At 50.9% G+C, this 20,561-nt stretch carries 22 protein-coding genes; 10 read left to right on the top strand and 12 right to left on the bottom strand.

Features of this window, described 5'->3' with window-relative positions:
- Nucleotides 1–13: 13 nt before the first annotated feature.
- A complete protein-coding gene (locus ABJU74_RS03755; protein WP_348382779.1) occupies nt 14–850 on the top strand; it encodes a TauD/TfdA family dioxygenase in 837 nt (278 codons plus the stop codon).
- A gap of 5 nt (nt 851–855) precedes the next feature.
- On the opposite strand, the gene ABJU74_RS03750 is transcribed toward ABJU74_RS03755, so the two are convergent.
- Entirely contained in the window at nt 856–1,521 is a 666-nt protein-coding gene (locus ABJU74_RS03750) for a lysoplasmalogenase (RefSeq protein ID WP_348382778.1), read from the bottom strand.
- Between the two features lie 72 nt (nt 1,522–1,593).
- Between ABJU74_RS03750 and trmFO the strand changes: the two genes are divergently transcribed.
- The gene (gene trmFO / locus ABJU74_RS03745) at nt 1,594–2,952 is read left to right on the top strand and encodes a methylenetetrahydrofolate--tRNA-(uracil(54)-C(5))-methyltransferase (FADH(2)-oxidizing) TrmFO (protein ID WP_348382777.1); all 1,359 of its coding nucleotides are present in this window, start codon (nt 1,594–1,596) and stop codon (nt 2,950–2,952) included.
- A 57-nt stretch (nt 2,953–3,009) separates the two neighbouring features.
- Here the strand turns inward: trmFO and ABJU74_RS03740 are convergent, their stop codons facing one another.
- The gene (locus tag ABJU74_RS03740; RefSeq protein ID WP_348382776.1) at nt 3,010–3,477 is read right to left on the bottom strand and encodes a hypothetical protein; all 468 of its coding nucleotides are present in this window, start codon (nt 3,475–3,477) and stop codon (nt 3,010–3,012) included.
- A gap of 30 nt (nt 3,478–3,507) precedes the next feature.
- Nucleotides 3,508–4,179, bottom strand: a complete 672-nt coding sequence (locus tag ABJU74_RS03735) for a hypothetical protein (RefSeq protein WP_348382775.1) — start codon at nt 4,177–4,179, stop codon at nt 3,508–3,510.
- A 155-nt stretch (nt 4,180–4,334) separates the two neighbouring features.
- Between ABJU74_RS03735 and ABJU74_RS03730 the strand changes: the two genes are divergently transcribed.
- Genes ABJU74_RS03730 through ABJU74_RS03720 form a run of 3 tightly spaced genes read left to right on the top strand, consistent with a single transcriptional unit; the run spans nt 4,335 to nt 7,649 of the window.
- Nucleotides 4,335–6,344: a TadE/TadG family type IV pilus assembly protein gene (locus ABJU74_RS03730; RefSeq protein WP_348382774.1), complete on the top strand. Its 2,010-nt coding sequence runs from the start codon at nt 4,335–4,337 to the stop codon at nt 6,342–6,344.
- Nucleotides 6,344–6,937 carry a TadE/TadG family type IV pilus assembly protein gene (locus ABJU74_RS03725; protein WP_348382773.1) on the top strand — a complete coding sequence of 198 codons (594 nt, stop codon included), beginning with the start codon at nt 6,344–6,346 and terminating at the stop codon, nt 6,935–6,937. The genes ABJU74_RS03730 and ABJU74_RS03725 overlap by 1 nt, the downstream gene beginning before the upstream one ends.
- Nucleotide 6,938: 1 nt before the next feature.
- A complete protein-coding gene (locus ABJU74_RS03720; RefSeq protein ID WP_348382772.1) occupies nt 6,939–7,649 on the top strand; it encodes a pilus assembly protein in 711 nt (236 codons plus the stop codon).
- Nucleotides 7,650–7,656: 7 nt separating this feature from the next.
- Here ABJU74_RS03720 and ABJU74_RS03715 read toward each other — a convergent pair whose 3' ends face one another.
- The 4 genes from ABJU74_RS03715 to eno form a co-directional block, all read right to left on the bottom strand.
- A complete protein-coding gene (locus tag ABJU74_RS03715) occupies nt 7,657–9,021 on the bottom strand; it encodes a pyruvate dehydrogenase complex E1 component subunit beta (RefSeq protein WP_348382771.1) in 1,365 nt (454 codons plus the stop codon).
- Nucleotides 9,021–10,007 carry a pyruvate dehydrogenase (acetyl-transferring) E1 component subunit alpha gene (gene pdhA / locus ABJU74_RS03710; RefSeq protein ID WP_348382837.1) on the bottom strand — a complete coding sequence of 329 codons (987 nt, stop codon included), beginning with the start codon at nt 10,005–10,007 and terminating at the stop codon, nt 9,021–9,023. Before pdhA ends, ABJU74_RS03715 begins: the two co-directional genes overlap by 1 nt.
- Nucleotides 10,008–10,238: 231 nt before the next feature.
- Entirely contained in the window at nt 10,239–10,550 is a 312-nt protein-coding gene (locus ABJU74_RS03705) for a septum formation initiator family protein (protein WP_348382770.1), read from the bottom strand.
- Between the two features lie 104 nt (nt 10,551–10,654).
- Nucleotides 10,655–11,929 carry a phosphopyruvate hydratase gene (gene eno, locus ABJU74_RS03700; RefSeq protein ID WP_348382769.1) on the bottom strand — a complete coding sequence of 425 codons (1,275 nt, stop codon included), beginning with the start codon at nt 11,927–11,929 and terminating at the stop codon, nt 10,655–10,657.
- 214 nt (nt 11,930–12,143) lie between these two features.
- On the opposite strand from eno, the gene ABJU74_RS03695 reads away from it, so the two are divergent.
- Genes ABJU74_RS03695 through ABJU74_RS03675 form a run of 5 tightly spaced genes read left to right on the top strand, consistent with a single transcriptional unit; the run spans nt 12,144 to nt 14,233 of the window.
- Nucleotides 12,144–12,659: a hypothetical protein gene (locus ABJU74_RS03695; protein WP_348382768.1), complete on the top strand. Its 516-nt coding sequence runs from the start codon at nt 12,144–12,146 to the stop codon at nt 12,657–12,659.
- A gap of 57 nt (nt 12,660–12,716) precedes the next feature.
- Complete coding sequence (locus ABJU74_RS03690) at nt 12,717–13,112, top strand: phage holin family protein (protein ID WP_348382767.1); 396 nt, start codon at nt 12,717–12,719, stop codon at nt 13,110–13,112.
- Nucleotides 13,109–13,438: a hypothetical protein gene (locus tag ABJU74_RS03685; protein ID WP_348382766.1), complete on the top strand. Its 330-nt coding sequence runs from the start codon at nt 13,109–13,111 to the stop codon at nt 13,436–13,438. Before ABJU74_RS03690 ends, ABJU74_RS03685 begins: the two co-directional genes overlap by 4 nt.
- Nucleotides 13,438–13,974 (top strand): hypothetical protein, encoded by a 537-nt coding sequence (locus ABJU74_RS03680; RefSeq protein ID WP_348382765.1) that lies wholly within the window; start codon nt 13,438–13,440, stop codon nt 13,972–13,974. The genes ABJU74_RS03685 and ABJU74_RS03680 overlap by 1 nt, the downstream gene beginning before the upstream one ends.
- A gap of 22 nt (nt 13,975–13,996) precedes the next feature.
- Nucleotides 13,997–14,233: a DUF4170 domain-containing protein gene (locus ABJU74_RS03675; protein WP_348382764.1), complete on the top strand. Its 237-nt coding sequence runs from the start codon at nt 13,997–13,999 to the stop codon at nt 14,231–14,233.
- Nucleotides 14,234–14,240: 7 nt separating this feature from the next.
- Here ABJU74_RS03675 and ABJU74_RS03670 read toward each other — a convergent pair whose 3' ends face one another.
- From ABJU74_RS03670 to carA, 5 genes are all read right to left on the bottom strand, one after another.
- The gene (locus tag ABJU74_RS03670; RefSeq protein WP_348382763.1) at nt 14,241–14,882 is read right to left on the bottom strand and encodes a rhomboid family intramembrane serine protease; all 642 of its coding nucleotides are present in this window, start codon (nt 14,880–14,882) and stop codon (nt 14,241–14,243) included.
- Nucleotides 14,883–14,888: 6 nt separating this feature from the next.
- Nucleotides 14,889–15,362, bottom strand: a complete 474-nt coding sequence (gene greA, locus ABJU74_RS03665; protein ID WP_348382762.1) for a transcription elongation factor GreA — start codon at nt 15,360–15,362, stop codon at nt 14,889–14,891.
- A 124-nt stretch (nt 15,363–15,486) separates the two neighbouring features.
- On the bottom strand, nt 15,487–18,813 hold the full coding sequence (gene carB / locus ABJU74_RS03660; RefSeq protein ID WP_348382761.1) for a carbamoyl-phosphate synthase large subunit: 3,327 nt from the start codon (nt 18,811–18,813) through the stop codon (nt 15,487–15,489).
- Nucleotides 18,813–19,286, bottom strand: coding sequence for a hypothetical protein (locus ABJU74_RS03655; RefSeq protein ID WP_348382760.1), 474 nt, complete (start codon nt 19,284–19,286; stop codon nt 18,813–18,815). Before ABJU74_RS03655 ends, carB begins: the two co-directional genes overlap by 1 nt.
- Entirely contained in the window at nt 19,286–20,467 is a 1,182-nt protein-coding gene (carA, locus tag ABJU74_RS03650; protein WP_348382759.1) for a glutamine-hydrolyzing carbamoyl-phosphate synthase small subunit, read from the bottom strand. Before carA ends, ABJU74_RS03655 begins: the two co-directional genes overlap by 1 nt.
- Between the last annotated feature and the right edge of the window lie 94 nt (nt 20,468–20,561).

Below are 20,561 nucleotides of genomic sequence, written 5' to 3'. Positions count from 1 at the left end.
AGGGGATTGAGAGATGGCGATTATGGTAACACCTTCCGGACAAGCATGCGGTGCGAGCGTGACCGGTGTGAATTTGTCAGCGCCACTGAGCGATACAGAAATACAGGAAATTCGTTCCACCTGGCTGACCCATCATGTCCTGTCTTTTCCAGAACAAAAAATGTCCGATGATGATTTGGAACGGTTTACCACCTATTTTGGTGGATTTGGTCATGATCCTTTTTTTGACCCTATTGAAGGTCGAAAAAACATCGCCGCAATCCGCCGGCAAGCAGATGAAAAATCGCCATTATTCGCTGAAAACTGGCATAGCGACTGGAGTTTTCAAGCCAGTCCACCTGCCGGAACCTGCTTACGCTCCATCATCATTCCACCGAGCGGTGGGGATACATTATTTTCCAATCAGCATCTGGCGCTTGAAAAAATGCCCCCGGCTCTGCGCGAAAAACTGGAGAACAAAATTGCCGTACACAGCGCGCAATTGGCCTATGCCCCCGATGGCGCCTATGGCGCGAAAGATGAAGGGCGCAGCATGGACATTCGTCCGGATGAATCTGCCCGCAAAACCCAATTGCATCCGATCATTCGGCCGCATCCCGAAACAGGTCAATTGGGACTGTTCAGCTGTATGGGCTATATTATCGGAATAGAGGATTTGCCGCAATCTGACGCGCTTCCTCTTTTAACCGAACTTTATGCCTGGCAAGGCCGGGAAGAATTTATTTATCGGCACCAATGGCAAGCAGACATGCTGGTTATGTGGGACAATCGATCCGTGCTGCATTGTGCGACGGGCGGCTATGAAGGATATGATCGATTGTTGCATCGCACGACCATTGCCGCGCATTGACAGAGCTAAGGATTGGGGATTGCCATATCTTCGCGCAATGTTCGAATAACACCGGTTACAATGAGAAATTGTCCAACATAATATAAGGGCCAAATCGTCAAGCCGGGAATATTGGAATTTTGCAAAAACCCCATTTGGGAAAAAATGAGCAAATCGGAAATCACGAACAGCAAAGCCCCGACGCCAACGCGATATCGCGGAAAACGGCTAGTCCAAGCCGTTGCCGCCATGGTTGCCAGAAATAAACTGTAAACCGCCAAACCCAGCGCTTCGCTCCGTTCATGAGGAAGCGACCAGGCAATGAAAATTGTTACAGGGACGAGCAAAATCGCGAAAAGCTTTTGGCTGAATGTCATTTCAGAGCGACGATAACGGCTATAAAGCGCAATCGCGATAGAATGACCGACGGTGAAAGCAATTGCGCCAGCGATAAGATCAATTTCAATCAACATATCACCCACGGCACCGAAAGCCATGACCAAGGCGATCAGTCGGCCGTCTAATCCCGGCCCTCGCCGAAACGCGTAAATGGCAAGAAAACTAACCGCTGCGCCCTTCCACAACATGAGATACATGCCTGGGATATTGCCGTCTTTGACGAAGAAATAGCTGATGCCGAACAACAGGCTCATCAACAAATAGGGACGGGACTCGATAATCGCGCGTTTCATGACAGCGATCTATCATGCTCTACACCACTCTGCCAGATTGACTTTTCCACCAACTCGCAACACAGAGTGGCCATGACACAAGTACATATTATTGGCGGCGGTCTCGCTGGTTCAGAAGCAGCATGGCAATTGGCACAAGCAGGCGTTAAAGTGCGGCTATCCGAAATGCGCGGCAGTGGCGACATGACACCGGCGCATCAAACCGACGGACTGGCCGAATTGGTATGCTCGAACAGTTTTCGATCGGATGATGCCGTCAAAAATGCTGTGGGTTTACTCCATGCCGAAATGCGCGATCTGGATTCGATCATCATTGGTGAAGGGGACAAAAACCGCCTGCCCGCTGGATCAGCATTAGCGGTAGATCGCGATCATTTCTCTACAGCGGTTACGGAGAAATTAAGCGCCCATCCGAATATTGAAATTAATCGGGAGCGAATTGACCGCTTGCCGGAAGAAGGTCTCACTATTGTCGCGACCGGGCCGCTAACTGCCATGGCTTTGGCAGAAAGTATCGGCGCTGCCACGGGGGAGGATTCGCTCGCCTTTTTTGATGCCATTGCTCCGATTGTCTACAAGGAAAGCGTCAATATGGAAGTCGCTTGGATGCAAAGCCGCTGGGATAAAGTGGGGCCGGAAGGCGACGGCAAAGATTATATAAATTGTCCGATGAATCGCGATCAATATGAGGCCTTTATTCAAGGCTTGCTTGATGGCGAGAAAACCGATTTCAAGCAATGGGAGAAAAATACTCCATATTTTGAGGGCTGCATGCCGATTGAAGTCATGGCGTCACGCGGGATAGAAACCTTGCGATTTGGTCCAATGAAGCCCGTTGGCCTCACGAATGCGCATACTGGTGAAAGCGCTTATGCGGTTGTTCAACTGCGCCAAGACAATGCATTGGGTACATTGTGGAATATGGTCGGCTTTCAAACCAAACTGAAATATGGTGCCCAAACCGAATTGCTGCGTTCTATCCCGGGCTTGGAAAATGCGGAATTTGCTAGAATGGGTGGATTGCATCGCAACACATTTATCAATGCGCCCAAATTATTGGACCGCGAGCTACGCTTGAAAAAGGCTCCGCATATTCGATTTGCTGGCCAGATTACCGGTTGTGAAGGCTATGTCGAAAGCGCCGCGGTAGGCTTGATGGTCGGACGAATGATGGCAGCAGAAATTAAACAAGAAAAATTTGCTTATCCGCCACAAACCACGGCCTTCGGAGCCCTGTTAGCGCATATCACCGGCGGCGCGGATGCCCGGGACTATCAACCAATGAATGTCAATTTCGGTCTCTTTCCGCCTTTTGAACAACGGGTCAAAAAGAAAGAACGCAAAGAAGCCTATACCAAACGCGCACGTGCTGATTTCTCACAATGGTTCGATGACAATTTCAAAAGAGAAGCGGTCGCCTTAACTAGCTAAAGCCATTGAATAAAGTTCACGCGATACGTGCGACAAGCGGCACCACAATGAATGGCATCAGCATTTGCAGCGATTAGAACTGCGTTTGGGCCGCGTTGTGCGAAACTCGGCGCGAGTCAGCTCTCCATTTGTGTCTTGATCGGCATCTGCAAAACGATTGCTGGTTGCGATTGCCCATTCTTCAAATGTCAGCAGATTATTATTGTCCTGATCCAGCGCTTTAAACGCCTTTGTCCGGCTGCTCATTAACTCCAACCGGGTTATTTTTTCATCGCGGTTGCGATCATATCGGTTGAACCGTCTTTCTTCTCGCGAAGCTTTATAGGCTTTGGGTGGATTGGGTGGCGGCTCACCAAAAGCCGGAGCCGATTCCACGGCCAAGGGCAATTGTTCAATCGCAACATTTTCTGGCGGGGGCGGCGCTTCGGGAATTTCCACATCCTGACTTTGCGCGCCAATCCAGAAAAACAGCCCAGCAATCATGAACAACAACATCGTTGCCGCTCCGGTAACATATTTTTTCATATGCCCCTTCTTTGCTTGACCATTCTGGTGTTAACAGCCGGTTACACCGTGCCAGATGATCTTACTCGCAACCCCTGGACGATAAAGATCGGCTGTTAACGCTGCTTTGTTGACATCGTCAGCCGCTAATTTACAGAGAATAGAAAGCGGTCGACCGCTTCTGTCAAAGTCAGGTCGTTCCTGTTTTTCCAGGCTTGCTCGACATTTTTGAAAAGCCTGATCGCGCATGGATTCGTCAGAACAATGTCGCGCAAAATCCCACAAGGCCCAAGCCCTGGCACCGCTTAACTGGGCTTCATTGAGGTTTTTATCATCCCCATAAGCAAAGGCAAACAGACCTTCACCCCGTTTCTGAGCATAATTGTCAAACTCATCCGCCGTCCATGGAAAGTCTTCCAACAGATATTCCCAGCCCTCTAACAAAGTTTGGAGGCGGTCTGGATCCCCTCCCCGCTCTTCGGCTTGGTTAATCAGCGCAACCAAAGGTTCACCGGTTGGCCTTTGCGCGATCGGCGTGGTTAAAATATCCCGCCACCAGGTTAACCGCATTTGTCCAATTAATGTTTCAGAGGTTGATCGAATAATGTCGGCCAATCGAGAATCCAGGGCAAAAACCAGCGCGTATCGATAGCGATCCGGGCCTTTTGCGTAGGCTGAAATCAAGCGTTGCAGCGGATCCAATTGTAAAAGAGGGTCACTCATGCCGATGCCGTTGACCGTTTTCTACCGGAAATCAAGGTAAAGATCCTTTTAACCATAGGCTTTGGTCAGCCGCTAACCCTTTTCTCCTTATCAGACACGCTGAATTGAACTCCACATGCGTGATTTTTTGCGCACAGATCAAGGGCCTGGGGCACATGGTTGATAACAACGAGACGAAATCACAGAAATCTTTTCTGCAAAGATTACGCAAAGATGTAGCCGGTAACACGCTTGCTATGGCGGCAGCTGCATTGTTTCCCATTGTAGGTCTAGTGGGCGGCGGCGTTGATATTGGCCGGGCCTATATGGCACAGGCACGCTTGCAGCAGGCATGCGATGCTGCCGTGCTGGCCGGACGCCGGAACATGACGCAAGATACGCTAACCACAGCGGACCGGGTGGAAGCTGCTAAGTTTTTCGCCTTCAACTTTCCCGAAGGGTCTTTTGGATCGACACCGTTTGATGCGACCGTTACCGATGATGATGGAACCGTGGTTTCAGAAAATAAAATCCTATTTAGAGATGGTAGCGACGCGCGCGTGGTTGAAGGCGAAGCGCAAACAACCATCAAAACCACTTTGATGCGGGTTTTCGGCTATCGCAACATGGTCATCGAAACAGAATGTACCAGTCGGTTGGACGTTGGTAATGTTGATGTGATGATGGTGCTCGATGTCACCGGCTCTATGGGCTCCACCGTGTCCGATGGCGGTACCCGATTGGATGCACTGAAAGTCGCCGTGGAAGACTTTTACGGTATTTTGGGCCCCGGTGGCGGCGTATCCAACGAACAGATTCGCTATGGCTTTGTCCCCTATTCCAGTACGGTTAACGTAGGCGAGCTTCTCTATGACGAAGATCCAACCTGGCTGATTGGGGGCTCGATGGGCGATCGCCATACTTATCAGACTCGCCAAGCCACGTTTGAGGTCGAAGACAAAACAGCAGCAGGCTATAGTCTTGTTGAGAATGATTTTGTTGAATCATATGGGTTTTTGGACGGACCAGAATGTACCGACCGTTATTCAGAAAATCTTAACGTAGCATCATGGTTTGTCCCCAACCCTTCTGGCAATCCAATACTGATATCAGAAACGCGTACGGGTAATTTGAAAACCCGGATTACCGATTCATTTGCTTATCTTTCATGGGATGGCAGCACAAATGCGCCGCCAGCCAACGCGGTTGGGTCAGCATTTTGGCGGACATGTGAGCGCACACGCACTCGCACCACAGAGACTATTCCTATTGTTCAAACGGATATTTGGGAGTCAGGTGCCGTGCGCATCAGTGACTGGGGCTACGATGCGCTCACCCATAATGTTTACGACTATGTACGGTCTATCAAACCAAGCAATGATGCGGCTCAAAATCCGACATCGGATGCTCAGGATCTTGAAAGATGGGATGGTTGTATTGAAGAACGTCAGTCTACACTCAGCATAACAACGGGCACGACAGTCATTCCGAGTGCAGCAAATGATCTCGATATCGATCTTCTGCCTACGGATGTCGCATCCCGATGGGCGCCTTTCTGGCGGGACGTCATGTATGACCGGAGCAATACAAATCCGGCGACGACGGGCTCGGAAATTCCGAAATCCGGCGCCTCAGCTGCTTGTCCTTCACCAGCGCGGCGTTTGCAGACATATACCACTTACGATGATGGTACAGCTAACGATCTGCAAAGCTATATTGATGGTCTGCAAAATACTGGTTTCACCAACCATGCGATTGGCATGATCTGGGGCAACCGTTTGCTTTCTCCTGACGGTCTTTTTGCAACGGAAAACCAAATGAGCAGCAACGGCTTTTCCATTGGGCGGCACATCGTGTTCATGACCGATGGCGGCATGGATATTCGTCCGACCAACTATGGTGCTTATGGATATCAAAAACTGGATGAACGCATCACTGCGGCGCCCGCGACCGAAGCGGATTTGGAAGCGCTACAAGCGCAACGTTTCCAGCTTATGTGTGCGGCGGCGCGTTCCAAAGGTTGGACCGTATGGGTTGTGCAGTTTGGTGTCACCAATGTCACATCCAATATGCTGTCCTGTGCGAGCAGTCCTGGCAATGCGGCGGCAGCAACCGATCGTGCGTCTTTACAGGCCGCATTCTCTACCATCGCACAGAAAATCGGCGGATTGAGGTTGTCTAACTAATGAATATTCATATCAAACTCGCACGGCTTGACCGTGATCAAGACGGCGCCACACTGATGGAATTCGGCCTTATTGCCGGCCCACTCATTGTCCTGCTGTTCGGCATTATGGAAATTGGGTATCAAGGGTATATTGATACTCTATCCAAATCCGTCATGCACCAAGTAGCACGTAAAGCTTCCGTTGGCGGTCGAACAGTAGCGCAAATTGAGGCCGACATCCAAGACGGCATCGGGCCCTTGCTGCTCAAAAATGCGAGAGTGGATGTGCAGGTTCGCAGCTATTTCGAATTTACCAGCATTGGTAAACCAGAAAAGCTGACCAAAGACAGCAATGGCGATGGCAATCTTGATAGTGGAGATTGTTATCTGGACGGCAATGGCAACGGCGTGTTTGACGTCAACACCGGTCGCAGCGGCACGGGTGGTCCAGATGATATTGTGAATTACGAAATCACCATTGTATCGCCGCGGATATTTCCCTTGGCCGGTCTTTTTGGCGGTACCAAGGAAATGACCAGTTACAATGCGACCGCCGTCAGAAATCAGCCCTATGGGTCACAAGTTCCCGATCCAGAATTATGCGAGCCTTGATATGAGCAACATTTTTGAAAACATCTCTTCTCAGAAAATTGTGTCTGGCAGCAAAGCCGGGCGATTCCTGAAAAAGTTGCATGAAGACAAAAGCGGTCTGGCACTGATCGAATTTGCCTTTGTTGCGCCGTTCATGCTCACCGTTGGACTAACGGGTATGGAAACGGCCAATCTTGCTGTCGGACATTTGCAAGTGAGTCAGGTTGCCATGCTCGTTGCAGATAACGCATCACGCGTCCGTAACTCGATTGATGAAGCCGATATTCGCGAGATTTTTACGGGAGCCCATTTAACCGGCAGCAGTATCGACTTTTCACCCAACGCTCGGATTATTTTATCCAATCTGGAGCATAATGGCTTGGCCGGGGCGAATGAAGGCCAGTGGATCCGCTGGCAACGCTGCTATGGGGGTAACACCAATTATACGTCATCCTTTGGCAATGAAGATGATGGGCGCACCAATGCAACATTGGCGGCAGGTATAGGACCAACAGGCAAGAAAATCTCGGCATCTTCCGCGACAGGCGTCAATTTCGTCGAAGTAGTATATGACTATAAACCATTGGTATCTGACCGCTTTTTTGGCAATATCGTCATTCGCTATCAAAGCGCCTTTGTCGCCCGTGAACGCAATGATCACGCGATGAAAAACGCCAGTAACATTCCTAACGCACAGAAATGGTTGTGTAGCCGTTACGACGTAATCACCTGATTTTCGACTAGCGGTAACAGACTTTCTTGGCGGCAGCGATGATCCGATCGCTGTCGATCAGCGCCGCTTTTTCAAGATTGGCGGCATAAGGCAGTGGGACATCTTCATTGGTGACCCGCACCACCGGGGCATCCAAGTCGTCAAAGCCCTCTTCCATACAAACGGAAATGATCTCACTTGCGATAGAGCAAGTTGGCCACCCTTCTTCCGCGACCACCAAACGATTGGTTTTGGCAAGGCTTTTGAGGACCGTGTCAGTGTCCAAAGGCCGCAAAGTCCGCAAATCGATCACTTCGGCATCAATCCCCTCACCTGCCAATATATCAGCGGCATCCAAGGCTAGGCCGACACCGATGGAATAGCTGACAATGGTTACATCAGCGCCTTCGCGCATGATCCGAGCCTTGCCAATCGGTAAAACATAGTCATCCGTATCGGGGATTTCGAATGAACGCCCGTAAATCAGCTCATTTTCCAAGAAAACCACGGGATCTGGGCATTGGATAGCGGCTTTAAGCAAACCTTTTGAATCGGCTGCATCATATGGCGCGATCACAATTAGTCCAGGAACACTGGCATACCAGGGGCCATAGTTCTGGCTATGCTGTGCACCGACCCGCGATGCCGCGCCATTTGGTCCACGAAAGACTATTGGACAACGCATTTGTCCGCCTGACATATAGTTGGTTTTCGCCGCGGAATTGATGATATGATCAATCGCCTGCATTGCAAAATTGAAGGTCATAAACTCAACAACCGGCTTAAGTCCGCCCATTGCAGCCCCAGCACCAATACCAGCAAAACCATGTTCGGTTATCGGTGTATCGATGACTCTTTTGGCACCAAATTCATCCAACAAGCCTTGCGTCACCTTATAGGCGCCTTGATATTCCGCCACTTCTTCGCCCATGACGAAAACTGTATCGTCGGCTCGCATTTCTTCAGCCATAGCATCGCGCAGCGCTTCACGCACGGTGATCGAGACCATATTCGTGCCCGCCGGAATAGCGGGGTCCGCAGCCCGGGATTGCACAACCGGTGCAACGGGTGCTTCTTGAACAGGTTCGGGTGCCGATTGCGGCTCCTCGACTTTTACCGTGTCCGCCGCCGGAACAGACGTCTCGTCTTCGTCTTCACCGGTCATTTCGGCTATGACCGCGCCGACCATTACATTGTCGGTCCCTTCTGCGATGATGATTTTCGATATCACACCTTCATCAACAGCCTCAAACTCCATTGTCGCCTTATCGGTTTCAATTTCGGCAAGAATATCGCCAGAACTGACTTCATCGCCTTCTTTCACGAGCCATTTGGCTAGCGTGCCTTCTTCCATTGTTGGAGACAGGGCGGGCATTTTCAACTCAATAGCCATTAATATTGCTCCACCAATACGTCAGTATAGAGTTCGGGCATTTCCGGCTCCGGAGATTCTTCAGCGAAATCGGCTGCTTCGGAGACTGTCTTACGCACTTTCTTATCTAGCGCCTTCAAATCTTCTTCTTTGATGCCCTGCTTCACCAACATGGCTTTCAGCCGTTCAATAGGGTCTGATTTTTCGCGAACATCCTGCACTTCATCCCGGCTCCGATATTTTGCCGGGTCAGACATAGAATGGCCGCGATAGCGATAGGTTTTCAATTCCATCAAAACGGGGCCCTTGCCCGCCCGAACATATTTTAGAGCTTCTTCTACAGCGCCGCGAACAGCCAGGACATCCATGCCATCAACTTGGACACCAGGTATCCGAAAACTCTCACCGCGGCGATAAAGCTGGTCTTCCGAGGAGGATCGATTGACGCTTGTACCCATCGCATATTGATTATTTTCGATGACGAATATGACCGGCAATTTCCACAGTTCCGCCATATTGAAACTTTCGTAGACTTGCCCTTGATTGGACGCACCGTCTCCAAAATAGGCAAGGCAAACGCCGCCATCTTCCTTATATTTATGTCCAAAAGCGAGACCGGTTCCGAGCGATACTTGGGCTCCAACAATGCCATGGCCGCCATAAAAGCCGTGCTCAACCGAGAACATGTGCATGGAACCGCCCTTGCCTTTCGATATTCCTGACGCGCGGCCAGTTAATTCCGCCATCACGATATTTGGATCAATGCCGCAGGCCAGCATATGGCCATGATCTCGATAGCCGGTAATCACACTATCTTTGCCAGGCTCAATCGCAGACTGCAATCCGGTTACCACCGCTTCCTGACCGATATACAGATGACAAAAACCACCGATTAATCCCAAACCATAAAGTTGACCGGCTTTTTCTTCGAAGCGTCTGATGAGCAGCATTTGCTCATAAAATTCCATGAGCTCAGTTTTGTTTGCTTTATAAATGGGTGTCTTCAAAGCAGGAAGGCGACTGGTTGACGGCGCCTTGGTCTTTCTCGCGGTAGATTTTACCGGTGCCTTAGCCGTGCGCTTTGCCGGCGCTTTTGCTTTCGATGAGGCTTTCTGGGGAGATTTTGCCACTCTTGCATCTTTCTATGGTTATGTTTTCGCCATCATAACCAGATACGGCCAGATTCCAAAGCCTTATAGGCCGCAAATCACAGAAATTTTTGAAGAATGTGGATAGCGCTATTTAAGCGGAACAATAATTTCATCTGGATGGACAAAATTACCCTCTTTGCGAAGCAATTCACCCACCAGATCTGGATCTGCACCACGAGGGTCCAATAGTTCGACCCGGTTTTTCAGCGCATCACGTTTGGCCTCCAAAGCGGCCAATTGCATGCCCCGCTCATCCAAAGCCGCGCGATATTCGCCCCAAGCCAAAACGCCTGTCGGACCCAATACGGCATAGCCCGCAATCGCCAGCAATGTGAGCAAAGCAAAACCCGGTCCAAGCGCCGCTTTGATCAGTCCACCGATTTTCTCTTTATGAGCCATATTTGCTCTTGAATCAGAATATTGATTCGCTGGCAAGCGCATTAACACTTTTGTTGCAAAAAAATTTTCCAGAGCGAGAAATTCTCGATTCTCGCTAGTTCAACTTAGCTAAAAATCGATCGACCAGCATAATGCGCGACTGTGTCCAATTCTTCTTCGATGCGGATCAACTGATTATATTTAGCGAGCCGATCTGACCGCGCGAGGCTTCCGGTTTTAATCTGGCCGCAATTGGTTGCGACGGCCAAATCGGCAATGGTCGCATCTTCTGTCTCTCCAGAGCGATGCGACATGACCGCGGTATAGGAAGCGTTATGCGCCATGCGCACAGCTTCCAACGTTTCTGACAATGTGCCGATTTGATTGACTTTAACCAGCAAACTATTCGCTAATCCGTCTTTAATGCCTTGCGACAGGCGAACGGGATTTGTTACGAACAAATCATCACCGACCAATTGCACCGTATCTCCCACAGCGTCGGTCAGATATTTCCAACCTTCAAAATCATCTTCCGCCATGCCATCTTCGACTGACTTGATCGGATAGTCTTTGCACAATTCTGCAAGATATTCTGACATTTCACCCGGAGAAAGAATCTTCCCTTCCCCCGATATATTATAGTTTCCATCTTCGTAAAATTCGGTTGCTGCGCAATCAAGAGCAAGCACCACTTCATCGCCAGCCTTGAAGCCAGCTTTTTCGATCGATGCCATCACAAAGTCCAAAGCATCGCGCGTGGAACCAAGATTGGGCGCAAAGCCCCCTTCATCACCAACCGCCGTTGCCAAGCCTTTTTCGGACAAGCCGGCTTTTAATGTGTGAAAAATTTCCGCGCCCCACCGCACCGCTTCTGCCAAGCTTCCGGCGCCCACAGGCATGACCATGAATTCCTGAAAATCGATGGGATTGTCGGCATGCTCTCCGCCGTTGATGATATTCATCATCGGCACGGGTAGAACCCGCGCTGATACGCCGCCAACATAGCGATAGAGCGGGAGCCCTCTCGCATCCGCAGCAGCTTTCGCGGCGGCCAAGCTAACGCCGAGCAAGGCATTCGCGCCGAGCCTTCCTTTATTATCCGTCCCATCCAGCTTGATCATCGTCGCATCAAGCTCTTCTTGGTCTTCGGCATCGAGACCCAATAGCGCTTCGGTCAACTCGCCATTCACGGCCTCCACCGCCTTCAAAACACCCTTGCCGAGATATTTGCTCTTATCGCCATCGCGCAATTCCACCGCTTCATAAGCGCCGGTTGAGGCTCCGGAAGGCACAGCGGCACGGCCGAAACTTCCGTCTTCCAGAAGAATGTCCACTTCAACCGTTGGATTACCACGGCTGTCCAAAATCTGGCGGGCGTGAAGATCTATAATGGCGGTCATTTCGCGAAGGCTCCTGTGGAAATTAGCATTGGGTCACAGCCCTTATCCTTATGATCGGCCCGTGGCAATCATCAGCTGTTATTCCGCTTCCGATTCAGTCGCTATTTACCCTTGAATTATAAGCATTAGCCACCATCTTGGTGTCAGGGAAAACCAATCGATAATTTTATCGATTAATTGTCATGGCAAGGGTTTTGAGGAAGGAATTTTAATTATGGCCGCCGATCAAACAAGAAAAACAACCACACGCAAGACTGCTGCAAAGAAGCCCGCAGCCAAAAAGGCCACTGCAAAAAAACCAGCAGCCCGCAAGAGTGCGGCCAAAAAAGCGGCACCTAAGAAACCGGCAGCAAAGAAGCCAGCAGCGGCCGCAAAGACCAATGTCAGCGCAGAAGATATCAAGGAACGCGCAATCGACAAAGCCCGCTCCACGGCCAATGACGGCAAGGCAAAAGCCGGCGAAGCGATTGGAACATTGAGTGAAATGATCGAGAATAGCGCCAAAACCATCGACGAGAATGTCGGTGAAAAATATGGTGACTATGCCCGCTCTGCCGCCGATGCAGTATCCTCCTTTGCGGAGAAGGTAAATTCCAAAGATGTGGACACTATGGTTGAAGATGCGCGAGAATTTGTCCGCAAAAAACCAGCAGTTGCCATTGGCGCTGCAGCGGTTGTGGGCCTGCTGATTTCACGTTTGATCAAATCCGGGATGGATGATCGCAGCTAGACATAGTAGCATCGAATCGGTGTTATCGCGACCTAATTGAAATTCTGGAATAACTCTATGGCCACAGAAAATTCGCAGGCACAGGACGCGGAATCTCTCGATTCCGCTACTCCTGAGGCCATAGAGGCAGCGTCAATAGGCTCACAGTTACAGCATTTGGTTGCCGATGTTCGCACCCTTGCTGAAGCGGAACTGGCTTATTACCAGACCAAATTGTCCGTTAATATGTCAGCCACCAAGACTGTATTAATGCTCTTTGGCGCTGGACTTGTCATTGGCATAACCGGCGCCATTGCTTTGATCTTGGGACTATTGTTGATCATGACCCATTATTGGGGTCCAGTAGCGGCGACAGCTCTTTTGAGCGGAGCGGCGTTGCTTGTGACGACAATATTGGTCAATATGGCATTGAAACGGGCGCGTAAATTACCTTTGGATGAAAATGACCAATGACACAGAAAAATGACGATATATTCAAATTGCGCAATCTCGCCATCGAAAAGAAAGCAGCGCGCGAAAATTTGCAGGATGATTTGACCGAGACCAAAGAACGTCTTCGCCCGGCTAATCTCGTCCAAGAAGCCAAAGCGAAAGCGCTTAGCCGAGTACAAAAAACTGGCGAAGGAGCCATCCAAGGCGTCAAAGACAATCCGGGTAAAGTCGCCTCGGTTGCTGCAGCGGCGGCGCTATTGGCCTTGCGTAAACCGATTACCAATTATCTGACCAATCGCCGGGCGGACAATGATGCCCCTGACGAAGACGGCACTGAGGAAAAATAATGAGCAAATTAACCGACAATATTGAAAAGGCGCGGGCCGCATCACGTGAGCGGCTAGAGGCTGCCAAAGAAAAAGCCGGAGAAGGCACGGGTCTGGCGCTGGAAAAAATGTCAGAAAGCAAAGAACGCGCAGCCGCCCTGCTCGGTGATGGAAAAGCCAAAGCCGCAGAAGGCGTTGCAGCCACGAAGAAAATGGCAAAAAGCGCCGCGGACAAGTCTGAGGAAACAATCACCAAAAGCCCCTTGGCTGTTGTTGCAGGTGGCCTGGCGTTAGGCGCTCTGGTTGGTGCGCTGTTGCCGAAAAGCAAAACAGAAACAAAATATGTTGGCGGCGCTGGCAAAAAAATAAATGAAACCGCGAAAAAAGCCTATGATGCGGCCAAAGATGCTGGTCAGGAACAGATTGATACACTGGGCCTCAGCAAGGAAAATGTGCAGGATCAGATTAAAGATCTGCTTGGCAAAGCAGCCGAAGCTGCTAAGAGCGCCGCCGAAGCCGCCGGCGATGCCGTAAAATCGGAACGTTCCGGCAAGTAACAGACAAAAGAATGGGGCAGTTATGAACGAAGAGCGCAGCAAAATGCACCTGGTAATGGGTGGGCGAGTCAAAGATCCGCGCGGGCTGGACTATGAGAATCTCGAACAGGTCGATCTCGTCGGCATCTATCCGAGCTATGAAGAAGCCGAAGATGTTTGGCGGTCCAATGCCCAGCGCACCGTAGATGACGCGGAAATGAAATATGTCATCGTCCATTTGCACAAAATTTTGGAACCCGAGCTTCCGGAAACCGAATAATATCGGTTCAGGCGTTTTTAAACCGCCATTGCAAAAGCGGACGGGTCAAGAATAGCCCCGCGACAAATCCCCCAATATGCGCATAAATTGCGATGCCGGTCAGGCTGCCGCGCGAGGCAATGCCGATCATCAACTGGATCCCAATCCAAGCCAATGTCAACCAGGCTATTCTCACCATATAGCCGGGAAACGGTCCAACGGGCTTCACATCGTTGCGCGCAAAAAGCAGCGCATAGGAACCTAAAATCGCTGAAATTGCGCCGCTTGCCCCAACCACTGGGATGACGGAGTCGCCGTTAAAAGCAAATTCGGCCAAAGAAGCCGCATAAGCTCCCACCAGGTAGAGCAACGCCATCAATTGAGGCCCAAGCGCTTGCTCGACAAAACGCCCGCAAAATAACAGCATCAGCATATTAAAAGCGATATGCATCATTCCGCCGTGCAAAAAGGCCGAAGATAAGGGCGTCAACCAAGCCGGAACTAATCCGCCAATGGCGTCCAGTTCGGGGAATCCATCACTCAGCCGGATAGGAAAAAACCCGCCCCGCAATACTGCTTCATCTTGCCATCCGAAAATCCAAAGGATCAGAAACACCGCGACATTGGCAATGATCAATCCATTGGTGAGCTTTCCGTTGGGAAGATTCATGTCAGATCAAATAAACTCGATTTTTTCGAGCAGATAATATTTGTCACCAGCAGGCACGGTGACTTCGATTTCATCGCCAACGCTGCGACCGATAAACGCCCGTCCAATGGGACTGTTATAACTGATCTTGCCAAGCTTTGCATCCGCTTCCGCTTGCCCCACCAGTTGATATTTAACCGGTTTGTCATCTTCATCGAGCAACGTCAAAGTTGCGCCGAAAACCGCTTTGTCGCCAGACAATGTTGTCGGGTCGATAACTTGCGCACGACTCAGCTTGTCTTCGACATCGCTAATCGTTGCTTCAACCTGACCTTGGCGTTCCTTAGCGGCATGATATTCCGCATTTTCGGATAAATCGCCATGCGCGCGCGCTTCTTCAATCGCATCTACAATGCGAGGCCGCTCTTCTTTCAGCGCTTTGAGTTCGGCTTCCAATTTGGCATGGCCTTCCGCCAGCATCGGTACTTTTTCTACAGCCATTTTTGGCCTTTCTTCCTTACTACTCACGGCGGCTTGCATGGCCGCAGTGTCAAAAATAGTTTCCCGGCGCCCCTCCCTATGAAGGCTCGCCCGCAGCGTGACAGATTGTCGGGGATGAATTCTGCTAAGACTTATAATAAGACTGAAGCGCGCGAACTTCAAGAGTCTCATCGCGCATGGCTGATATTGCTTCCATTGCCGCAACACTTGCAGTCGCCGTCGTATAATAAGGAATCTTTCCGTTTAATGCGCTGGCGCGGATGGATTTGGAGTCTTTCAGCGACTGCCAGCCCTCAGTGGTGTTGAAAATCAGGTCCACTTCACCATCAATAATCCGGTCAACAATATGCGGCCGCCCTTCGGCCACTTTATTAATCTTGGTGACAGCAATGCCCTTTTCGCTGAGATAATCGGCGGTACCGCTGGTCGCTATAATCTTAAAGCCTAGTTTTTCGGCCAGACGTGCAGCTGGCTCAATCACTTTCTTGTCGGTTTCTTTAACCGATACAAACAGCGTTCCACCGTCCGGTAAATGGTTATTGGCACCCAATTGAGCCTTACCAAATGCAATGGCAAAACTGTCATCAATGCCCATGACTTCGCCGGTTGATTTCATTTCTGGCGACAAGATTGGGTCGATTCCAGGGAAACGGTTAAAGGGAAAGACTGCCTCTTTCACAGCAATATAATCAATATGTCTATCAATCGGTGGTAAGTCTTTCAGACTTTCGCCAGCCATCACACGTGATGCGATTTTAGCAATGGGGACGCCAATGGCTTTGGCAACAAAAGGCACTGTCCGGCTTGCGCGCGGATTGACCTCAATCAGATAGACTTCCCCGTCTTTTACAGCAAATTGAATATTCATCAGGCCGCGAACTTTCAGCCCCAGCGCCAGCGCTTCAGCCTGGCGTTCCATTTCTGCTATAATATCATCACTCAGATTATAGGGTGGAATCGTACAAGCGCTGTCCCCGCTATGGACGCCCGCTTCTTCAATATGCTGCAACACGCCGCAGACAACGACTTGATCCCCATCACAAATAGCATCGACATCAACTTCCACCGCATCACGGAGATATTGGTCCACCAGAACCGGCTGGTCGCCCGATACCTGTACGGCTGTGTTGATATAATCTTCCAGCTGCGCCGGACCATCCACAATTTCCATTGCCCGACCACCCAGCACAAAACTGGGCCGAATTAGCACCGGATAACCGATCCGTTCGGCAATTTTGACGGCTTCTTCTTCCGTCCGCGCCATACCGTTATCTGGCTGCTTAAGATTGAGATCATTGACCAGTTTTGCAAACCGTTCGCGATCTTCGGCCAGATCAATGGCATCTGGCGTTGTCCCCAAAATGGGAATACCGGCATCTTCCAACGCTGATGCCAATTTCAATGGCGTCTGCCCTCCAAATTGCACAATCACACCGACGAGCTCGCCCTTGCTTTGTTCGACATGCAAGATTTCCAGCACATCCTCGGCGGTTAACGGCTCAAAATATAGGCGGTCCGATGTGTCATAATCCGTCGAAACCGTTTCGGGATTACAATTGATCATGATGGTCTCAAAACCAGCATCCGCCAAAGCAAAACAGGCATGACAACAGCAATAATCAAATTCAATGCCCTGCCCGATCCGATTGGGTCCACCGCCCAAAATGACGATTTTCCGGCGATCGGAAGGTTGCGCCTCATTTTCCGGTTCCCCGAAAATCGGCGCTTCATAGCTTGAATACATATAGGGCGTTTTCGCCTCAAACTCCGCTGCACAGGTATCGATCCGCTTAAAAACGGGGCGAACACCAAGCCTGTGACGCAGTTCCCGGACCTCTTTTTCCGACGTCGCACCGGCCATGGCGGCAACGGCGTCATGAATTAGCCCGCCGCTTCCAGCCACGGCGCGCCCGGCCCCTCCGGCCACATGCACGGCATCTACAGCCAATTTGGCCAGTCGTTCATCGGAAAAGCCCATGGATTTCAGCTTTCGCAGCGCTTCCGGGCCATTCGGCAGACCATTGTCCAAAATAGACTGCTCGGCATCGATTATTTCCCGAATACGAGCGAGAAACCAGGGATCATAATGCGCAATGTCGAAAATATCTTCATTGCTAAAACCCTCGCGCATGGCTTGGGCAGCAACCAGCAACCGGTCCGGGGTTGGCCGCGCCAATTCAGCAGCGATTTCCTCGCGCGAGGCACCTATGAGATCTTGAACCCGGTTAAAGCCATCCAAGCCGGTTTCCAGCCCGCGCAAGGCTTTTTGGAGCGATTCATGGATATTGCGGCCAATGGCCATGACTTCACCCACAGATTTCATCGCGGTAGCGAGCAATGGCTCTGCGCCCTTGAATTTCTCAAAGGCAAAGCGCGGAATCTTGGTGACAACATAGTCGATCGTGGGTTCGAATGACGCGGGGGTCGCACCGGTAATGTCATTGTCAATTTCATCGAGCGTATAGCCGACCGCCAGTTTCGCCGCGACTTTCGCAATGGGGAAACCAGTCGCCTTGGATGCGAGGGCCGAACTGCGCGAAACCCGCGGGTTCATCTCGATTACAACAAGCCGTCCATCCTTCGGATTGACTGCGAACTGTACGTTGGAACCCCCTGTTTCGACTCCGATTTCTCGCAAGACAGCCAAAGAGGCATTGCGCATGATCTGATATTCTTTGTCAGTCAGCGTTAGTGCCGGCGCAACGGTAATCGAGTCCCCTGTGTGCACGCCCATCGGGTCGACATTCTCGATCGAGCAAATGATGATACAGTTATCCGCCTTGTCGCGGACGACCTCCATCTCATATTCTTTCCAGCCTATCAGCGACTCATCAATCAGCACTTCATTGGTTGGAGAGGCTTCTAATGATGTGCGGACATAATGGATAAATTCTTCGCGGTTATAGGCCACTCCGCCGCCAGTGCCGCCCATGGTAAAGCTGGGTCGCATGATCGCGGGCAGTCCGATATCTTCGAGCACCTCCAGCGCCTGCTCTTCGCTATGTGCAATGGCAGAACGCGGGCTTTCCAGTCCGATCTTGTCCATTGCCGCCTTGAATTTCTCACGATCTTCCGCCTTGTCGATGGCTTCCGCATCCGCCCCGATCATCTGGACGTTATATTTGTCGAGCACGCCCCTTTTGTTGAGCGTCAGCGCGGTATTTAGCGCCGTCTGCCCGCCCATGGTTGGCAGCACCGCATCCGGACGCTCCTTGGCGATGATCTTCTCGACAATTTCCGGTGTAATCGGCTCGACATAGGTCGCGTCCGCCATTTCCGGATCGGTCATGATCGTCGCCGGATTGGAGTTGACCAGGATGATCCGGTAGCCCTCCTCTTTCAGCGCTTTGCATGCCTGTGTCCCCGAATAATCAAATTCACAGGCCTGTCCGATAACAATCGGGCCAGCGCCAATGATCAGGATGGAATTTATGTCAGTTCTTTTTGGCATTAGCGTTCGCCTGTAGCTCGTAAGAGCAGGTCAAGTAGTTGTGGTAGATTTGCCATCCGATTGCTGGTTAACTGCGCCTGTGTGCAAGCGATTAATGATTCACTTAACAGCTCGATAGTACGACTACTTAAAGCAGAAAACTCCAGCTCAACTGTCCGAACTATCTTTGATTCTTTGCAATTCTTGCGATCTGCCGGAACCGAAGTAAAAACCATGGTTTTAATCTCACCGCTGGAAACCTCTATCACCGGATCATAGATGGAAATCTCTGTGCTACCGGGCCGGGTAATACAGTAGTACCCGGTTTCCTCGTTGCTATAGCAACTTACTCTCCACCCATCGACGACATAACTGCCATGATGCTTGTGACTTTCATCTACGATTGAAACCACGGGCGGCGGTCCCGAACTCGCCGTCAAACCAAAACTTATACCAAACAAAACAATTAACTTTTTGATGAAACTTGCCTCCATCACCCCAATCCTCCGACAAATTTCTCGAACAAATAGAAGCTGTCCTGCGGCCCGGGGCTGGCCTCGGGATGATACTGCACGCCAAAGGCGCGTTTGCCGGTAATACTGATACCGCAATTGCTACCGTCGAACAGGCTTTTATGGGTTTCGACTATGGTGTCGGGAAGCGTTTCGCTGTCGACCGCAAAACCGTGATTCATGCTGGTAATCTCGACCAAGCCCTCACTGTCGTCCCAATCACCGCCAACCCGTTGCACCGGGTGATTGGCGCCGCGATGGCCCTGATGCATTTTGACGGTCTGCGCGCCCGCCGCGAGCGCCAGCATCTGGTGGCCCAGGCAGATACCAAAAATCGGCATATCCATATCAAGCAGCGCCTTGATCACCGGAACCGCATAGTCCCCCGTCGCCGCCGGATCGCCGGGACCGTTGGAGAGAAATACGCCCGCGGGTTCTAGCGCCAAAATATCATCCAGTGAAGTTTGCGCAGGAACAACAGTTACTTTTGCGCCAGCTTTCACAAGATTTCTGAAGATATTGCGCTTGGCACCAAAGTCCATTGCCACAACATGCGGCCGAGTCTCCATATCCTCCAATGGCGCATAGCCATGGCCAAGCCGCCAGATACCGCTATCCCAGATTTTGGTCTGATGTCCAGTCACCTCAACAGCGAGATCCATGCCTTCAAGCCCTGCCCAGTCGCGCGCTTTGGCCAGCAGTTCGTCAATATCAAATTGCCCGTCCGGATCATAAGCAATCACCGCATTAGGTGCTCCCGCTTCCCTGATCCGCCGGGTCAAAGCCCGGGTATCGACGCCGGCCAAGCCGATCCGCCCTTGCTCAACCATCCATTGATCAAACGGCTGACTGTTCCGGAAATTGCTGGGAGCGGTCACATCTTCACGCACGATACAACCTAGAGCATGGGGCAAATCGGCTTCAACATCCTCATCATTCGTGCCGACATTACCTATGTGAGGGAAAGTAAAAGTGACAATTTGTCCGGCATAGCTGGGATCGGTCATGACTTCTTGATAGCCGGTCATCGCCGTGTTGAAACACACTTCACCAACCGCTGCACCAGTCGCACCGAATCCCCTGCCCCAAATGACCGTTCCATCAGCCAATACCAATATCCCTGTTGCTCCTTCGGGGGCTGCGGGAATGTTGGTGTCAGCCATGGGCTCAATCCTTAATTGTTGCGCACGCGACCCACGCCTGCGCTTGAAGCAAATTTCGCCGTGCCTAGGGGACGAAAAAATCGCTAGCAATCTA

It is taken from the genome of Parasphingorhabdus sp., from assembly GCF_039982415.1.
In the GTDB taxonomy this organism is placed as follows: domain Bacteria; phylum Pseudomonadota; class Alphaproteobacteria; order Sphingomonadales; family Sphingomonadaceae; genus Parasphingorhabdus.
Note: the sequence above shows the minus strand (reverse complement) of the source record. Positions and strands in the feature narration are given on the sequence as shown.

Coding starts and splice junctions, on each gene's coding strand:
- ABJU74_RS03730 (WP_348382774.1), top strand. CDS start 4,335: ATGGTTGATAACAACGAGACGAAATCACAGAAATCTTTTCTGCAAAGA.
- ABJU74_RS03755 (WP_348382779.1), top strand. CDS start 14: ATGGCGATTATGGTAACACCTTCCGGACAAGCATGCGGTGCGAGCGTG.
- trmFO (WP_348382777.1), top strand. CDS start 1,594: ATGACACAAGTACATATTATTGGCGGCGGTCTCGCTGGTTCAGAAGCA.
- ABJU74_RS03685 (WP_348382766.1), top strand. CDS start 13,109: ATGACACAGAAAAATGACGATATATTCAAATTGCGCAATCTCGCCATC.
- greA (WP_348382762.1), bottom strand. CDS start 15,362: ATGGCTGTAGAAAAAGTACCGATGCTGGCGGAAGGCCATGCCAAATTG.
- ABJU74_RS03695 (WP_348382768.1), top strand. CDS start 12,144: ATGGCCGCCGATCAAACAAGAAAAACAACCACACGCAAGACTGCTGCA.
- ABJU74_RS03750 (WP_348382778.1), bottom strand. CDS start 1,521: ATGAAACGCGCGATTATCGAGTCCCGTCCCTATTTGTTGATGAGCCTG.
- ABJU74_RS03675 (WP_348382764.1), top strand. CDS start 13,997: ATGAACGAAGAGCGCAGCAAAATGCACCTGGTAATGGGTGGGCGAGTC.
- ABJU74_RS03715 (WP_348382771.1), bottom strand. CDS start 9,021: ATGGCTATTGAGTTGAAAATGCCCGCCCTGTCTCCAACAATGGAAGAA.
- ABJU74_RS03735 (WP_348382775.1), bottom strand. CDS start 4,179: ATGAGTGACCCTCTTTTACAATTGGATCCGCTGCAACGCTTGATTTCA.
- ABJU74_RS03690 (WP_348382767.1), top strand. CDS start 12,717: ATGGCCACAGAAAATTCGCAGGCACAGGACGCGGAATCTCTCGATTCC.
- ABJU74_RS03705 (WP_348382770.1), bottom strand. CDS start 10,550: ATGGCTCATAAAGAGAAAATCGGTGGACTGATCAAAGCGGCGCTTGGA.
- ABJU74_RS03670 (WP_348382763.1), bottom strand. CDS start 14,882: ATGAATCTTCCCAACGGAAAGCTCACCAATGGATTGATCATTGCCAAT.
- carB (WP_348382761.1), bottom strand. CDS start 18,813: ATGCCAAAAAGAACTGACATAAATTCCATCCTGATCATTGGCGCTGGC.
- eno (WP_348382769.1), bottom strand. CDS start 11,929: ATGACCGCCATTATAGATCTTCACGCCCGCCAGATTTTGGACAGCCGT.
- ABJU74_RS03680 (WP_348382765.1), top strand. CDS start 13,438: ATGAGCAAATTAACCGACAATATTGAAAAGGCGCGGGCCGCATCACGT.
- carA (WP_348382759.1), bottom strand. CDS start 20,467: ATGGCTGACACCAACATTCCCGCAGCCCCCGAAGGAGCAACAGGGATA.
- ABJU74_RS03720 (WP_348382772.1), top strand. CDS start 6,939: ATGAGCAACATTTTTGAAAACATCTCTTCTCAGAAAATTGTGTCTGGC.
- ABJU74_RS03725 (WP_348382773.1), top strand. CDS start 6,344: ATGAATATTCATATCAAACTCGCACGGCTTGACCGTGATCAAGACGGC.
- ABJU74_RS03740 (WP_348382776.1), bottom strand. CDS start 3,477: ATGAAAAAATATGTTACCGGAGCGGCAACGATGTTGTTGTTCATGATT.
- ABJU74_RS03655 (WP_348382760.1), bottom strand. CDS start 19,286: ATGGAGGCAAGTTTCATCAAAAAGTTAATTGTTTTGTTTGGTATAAGT.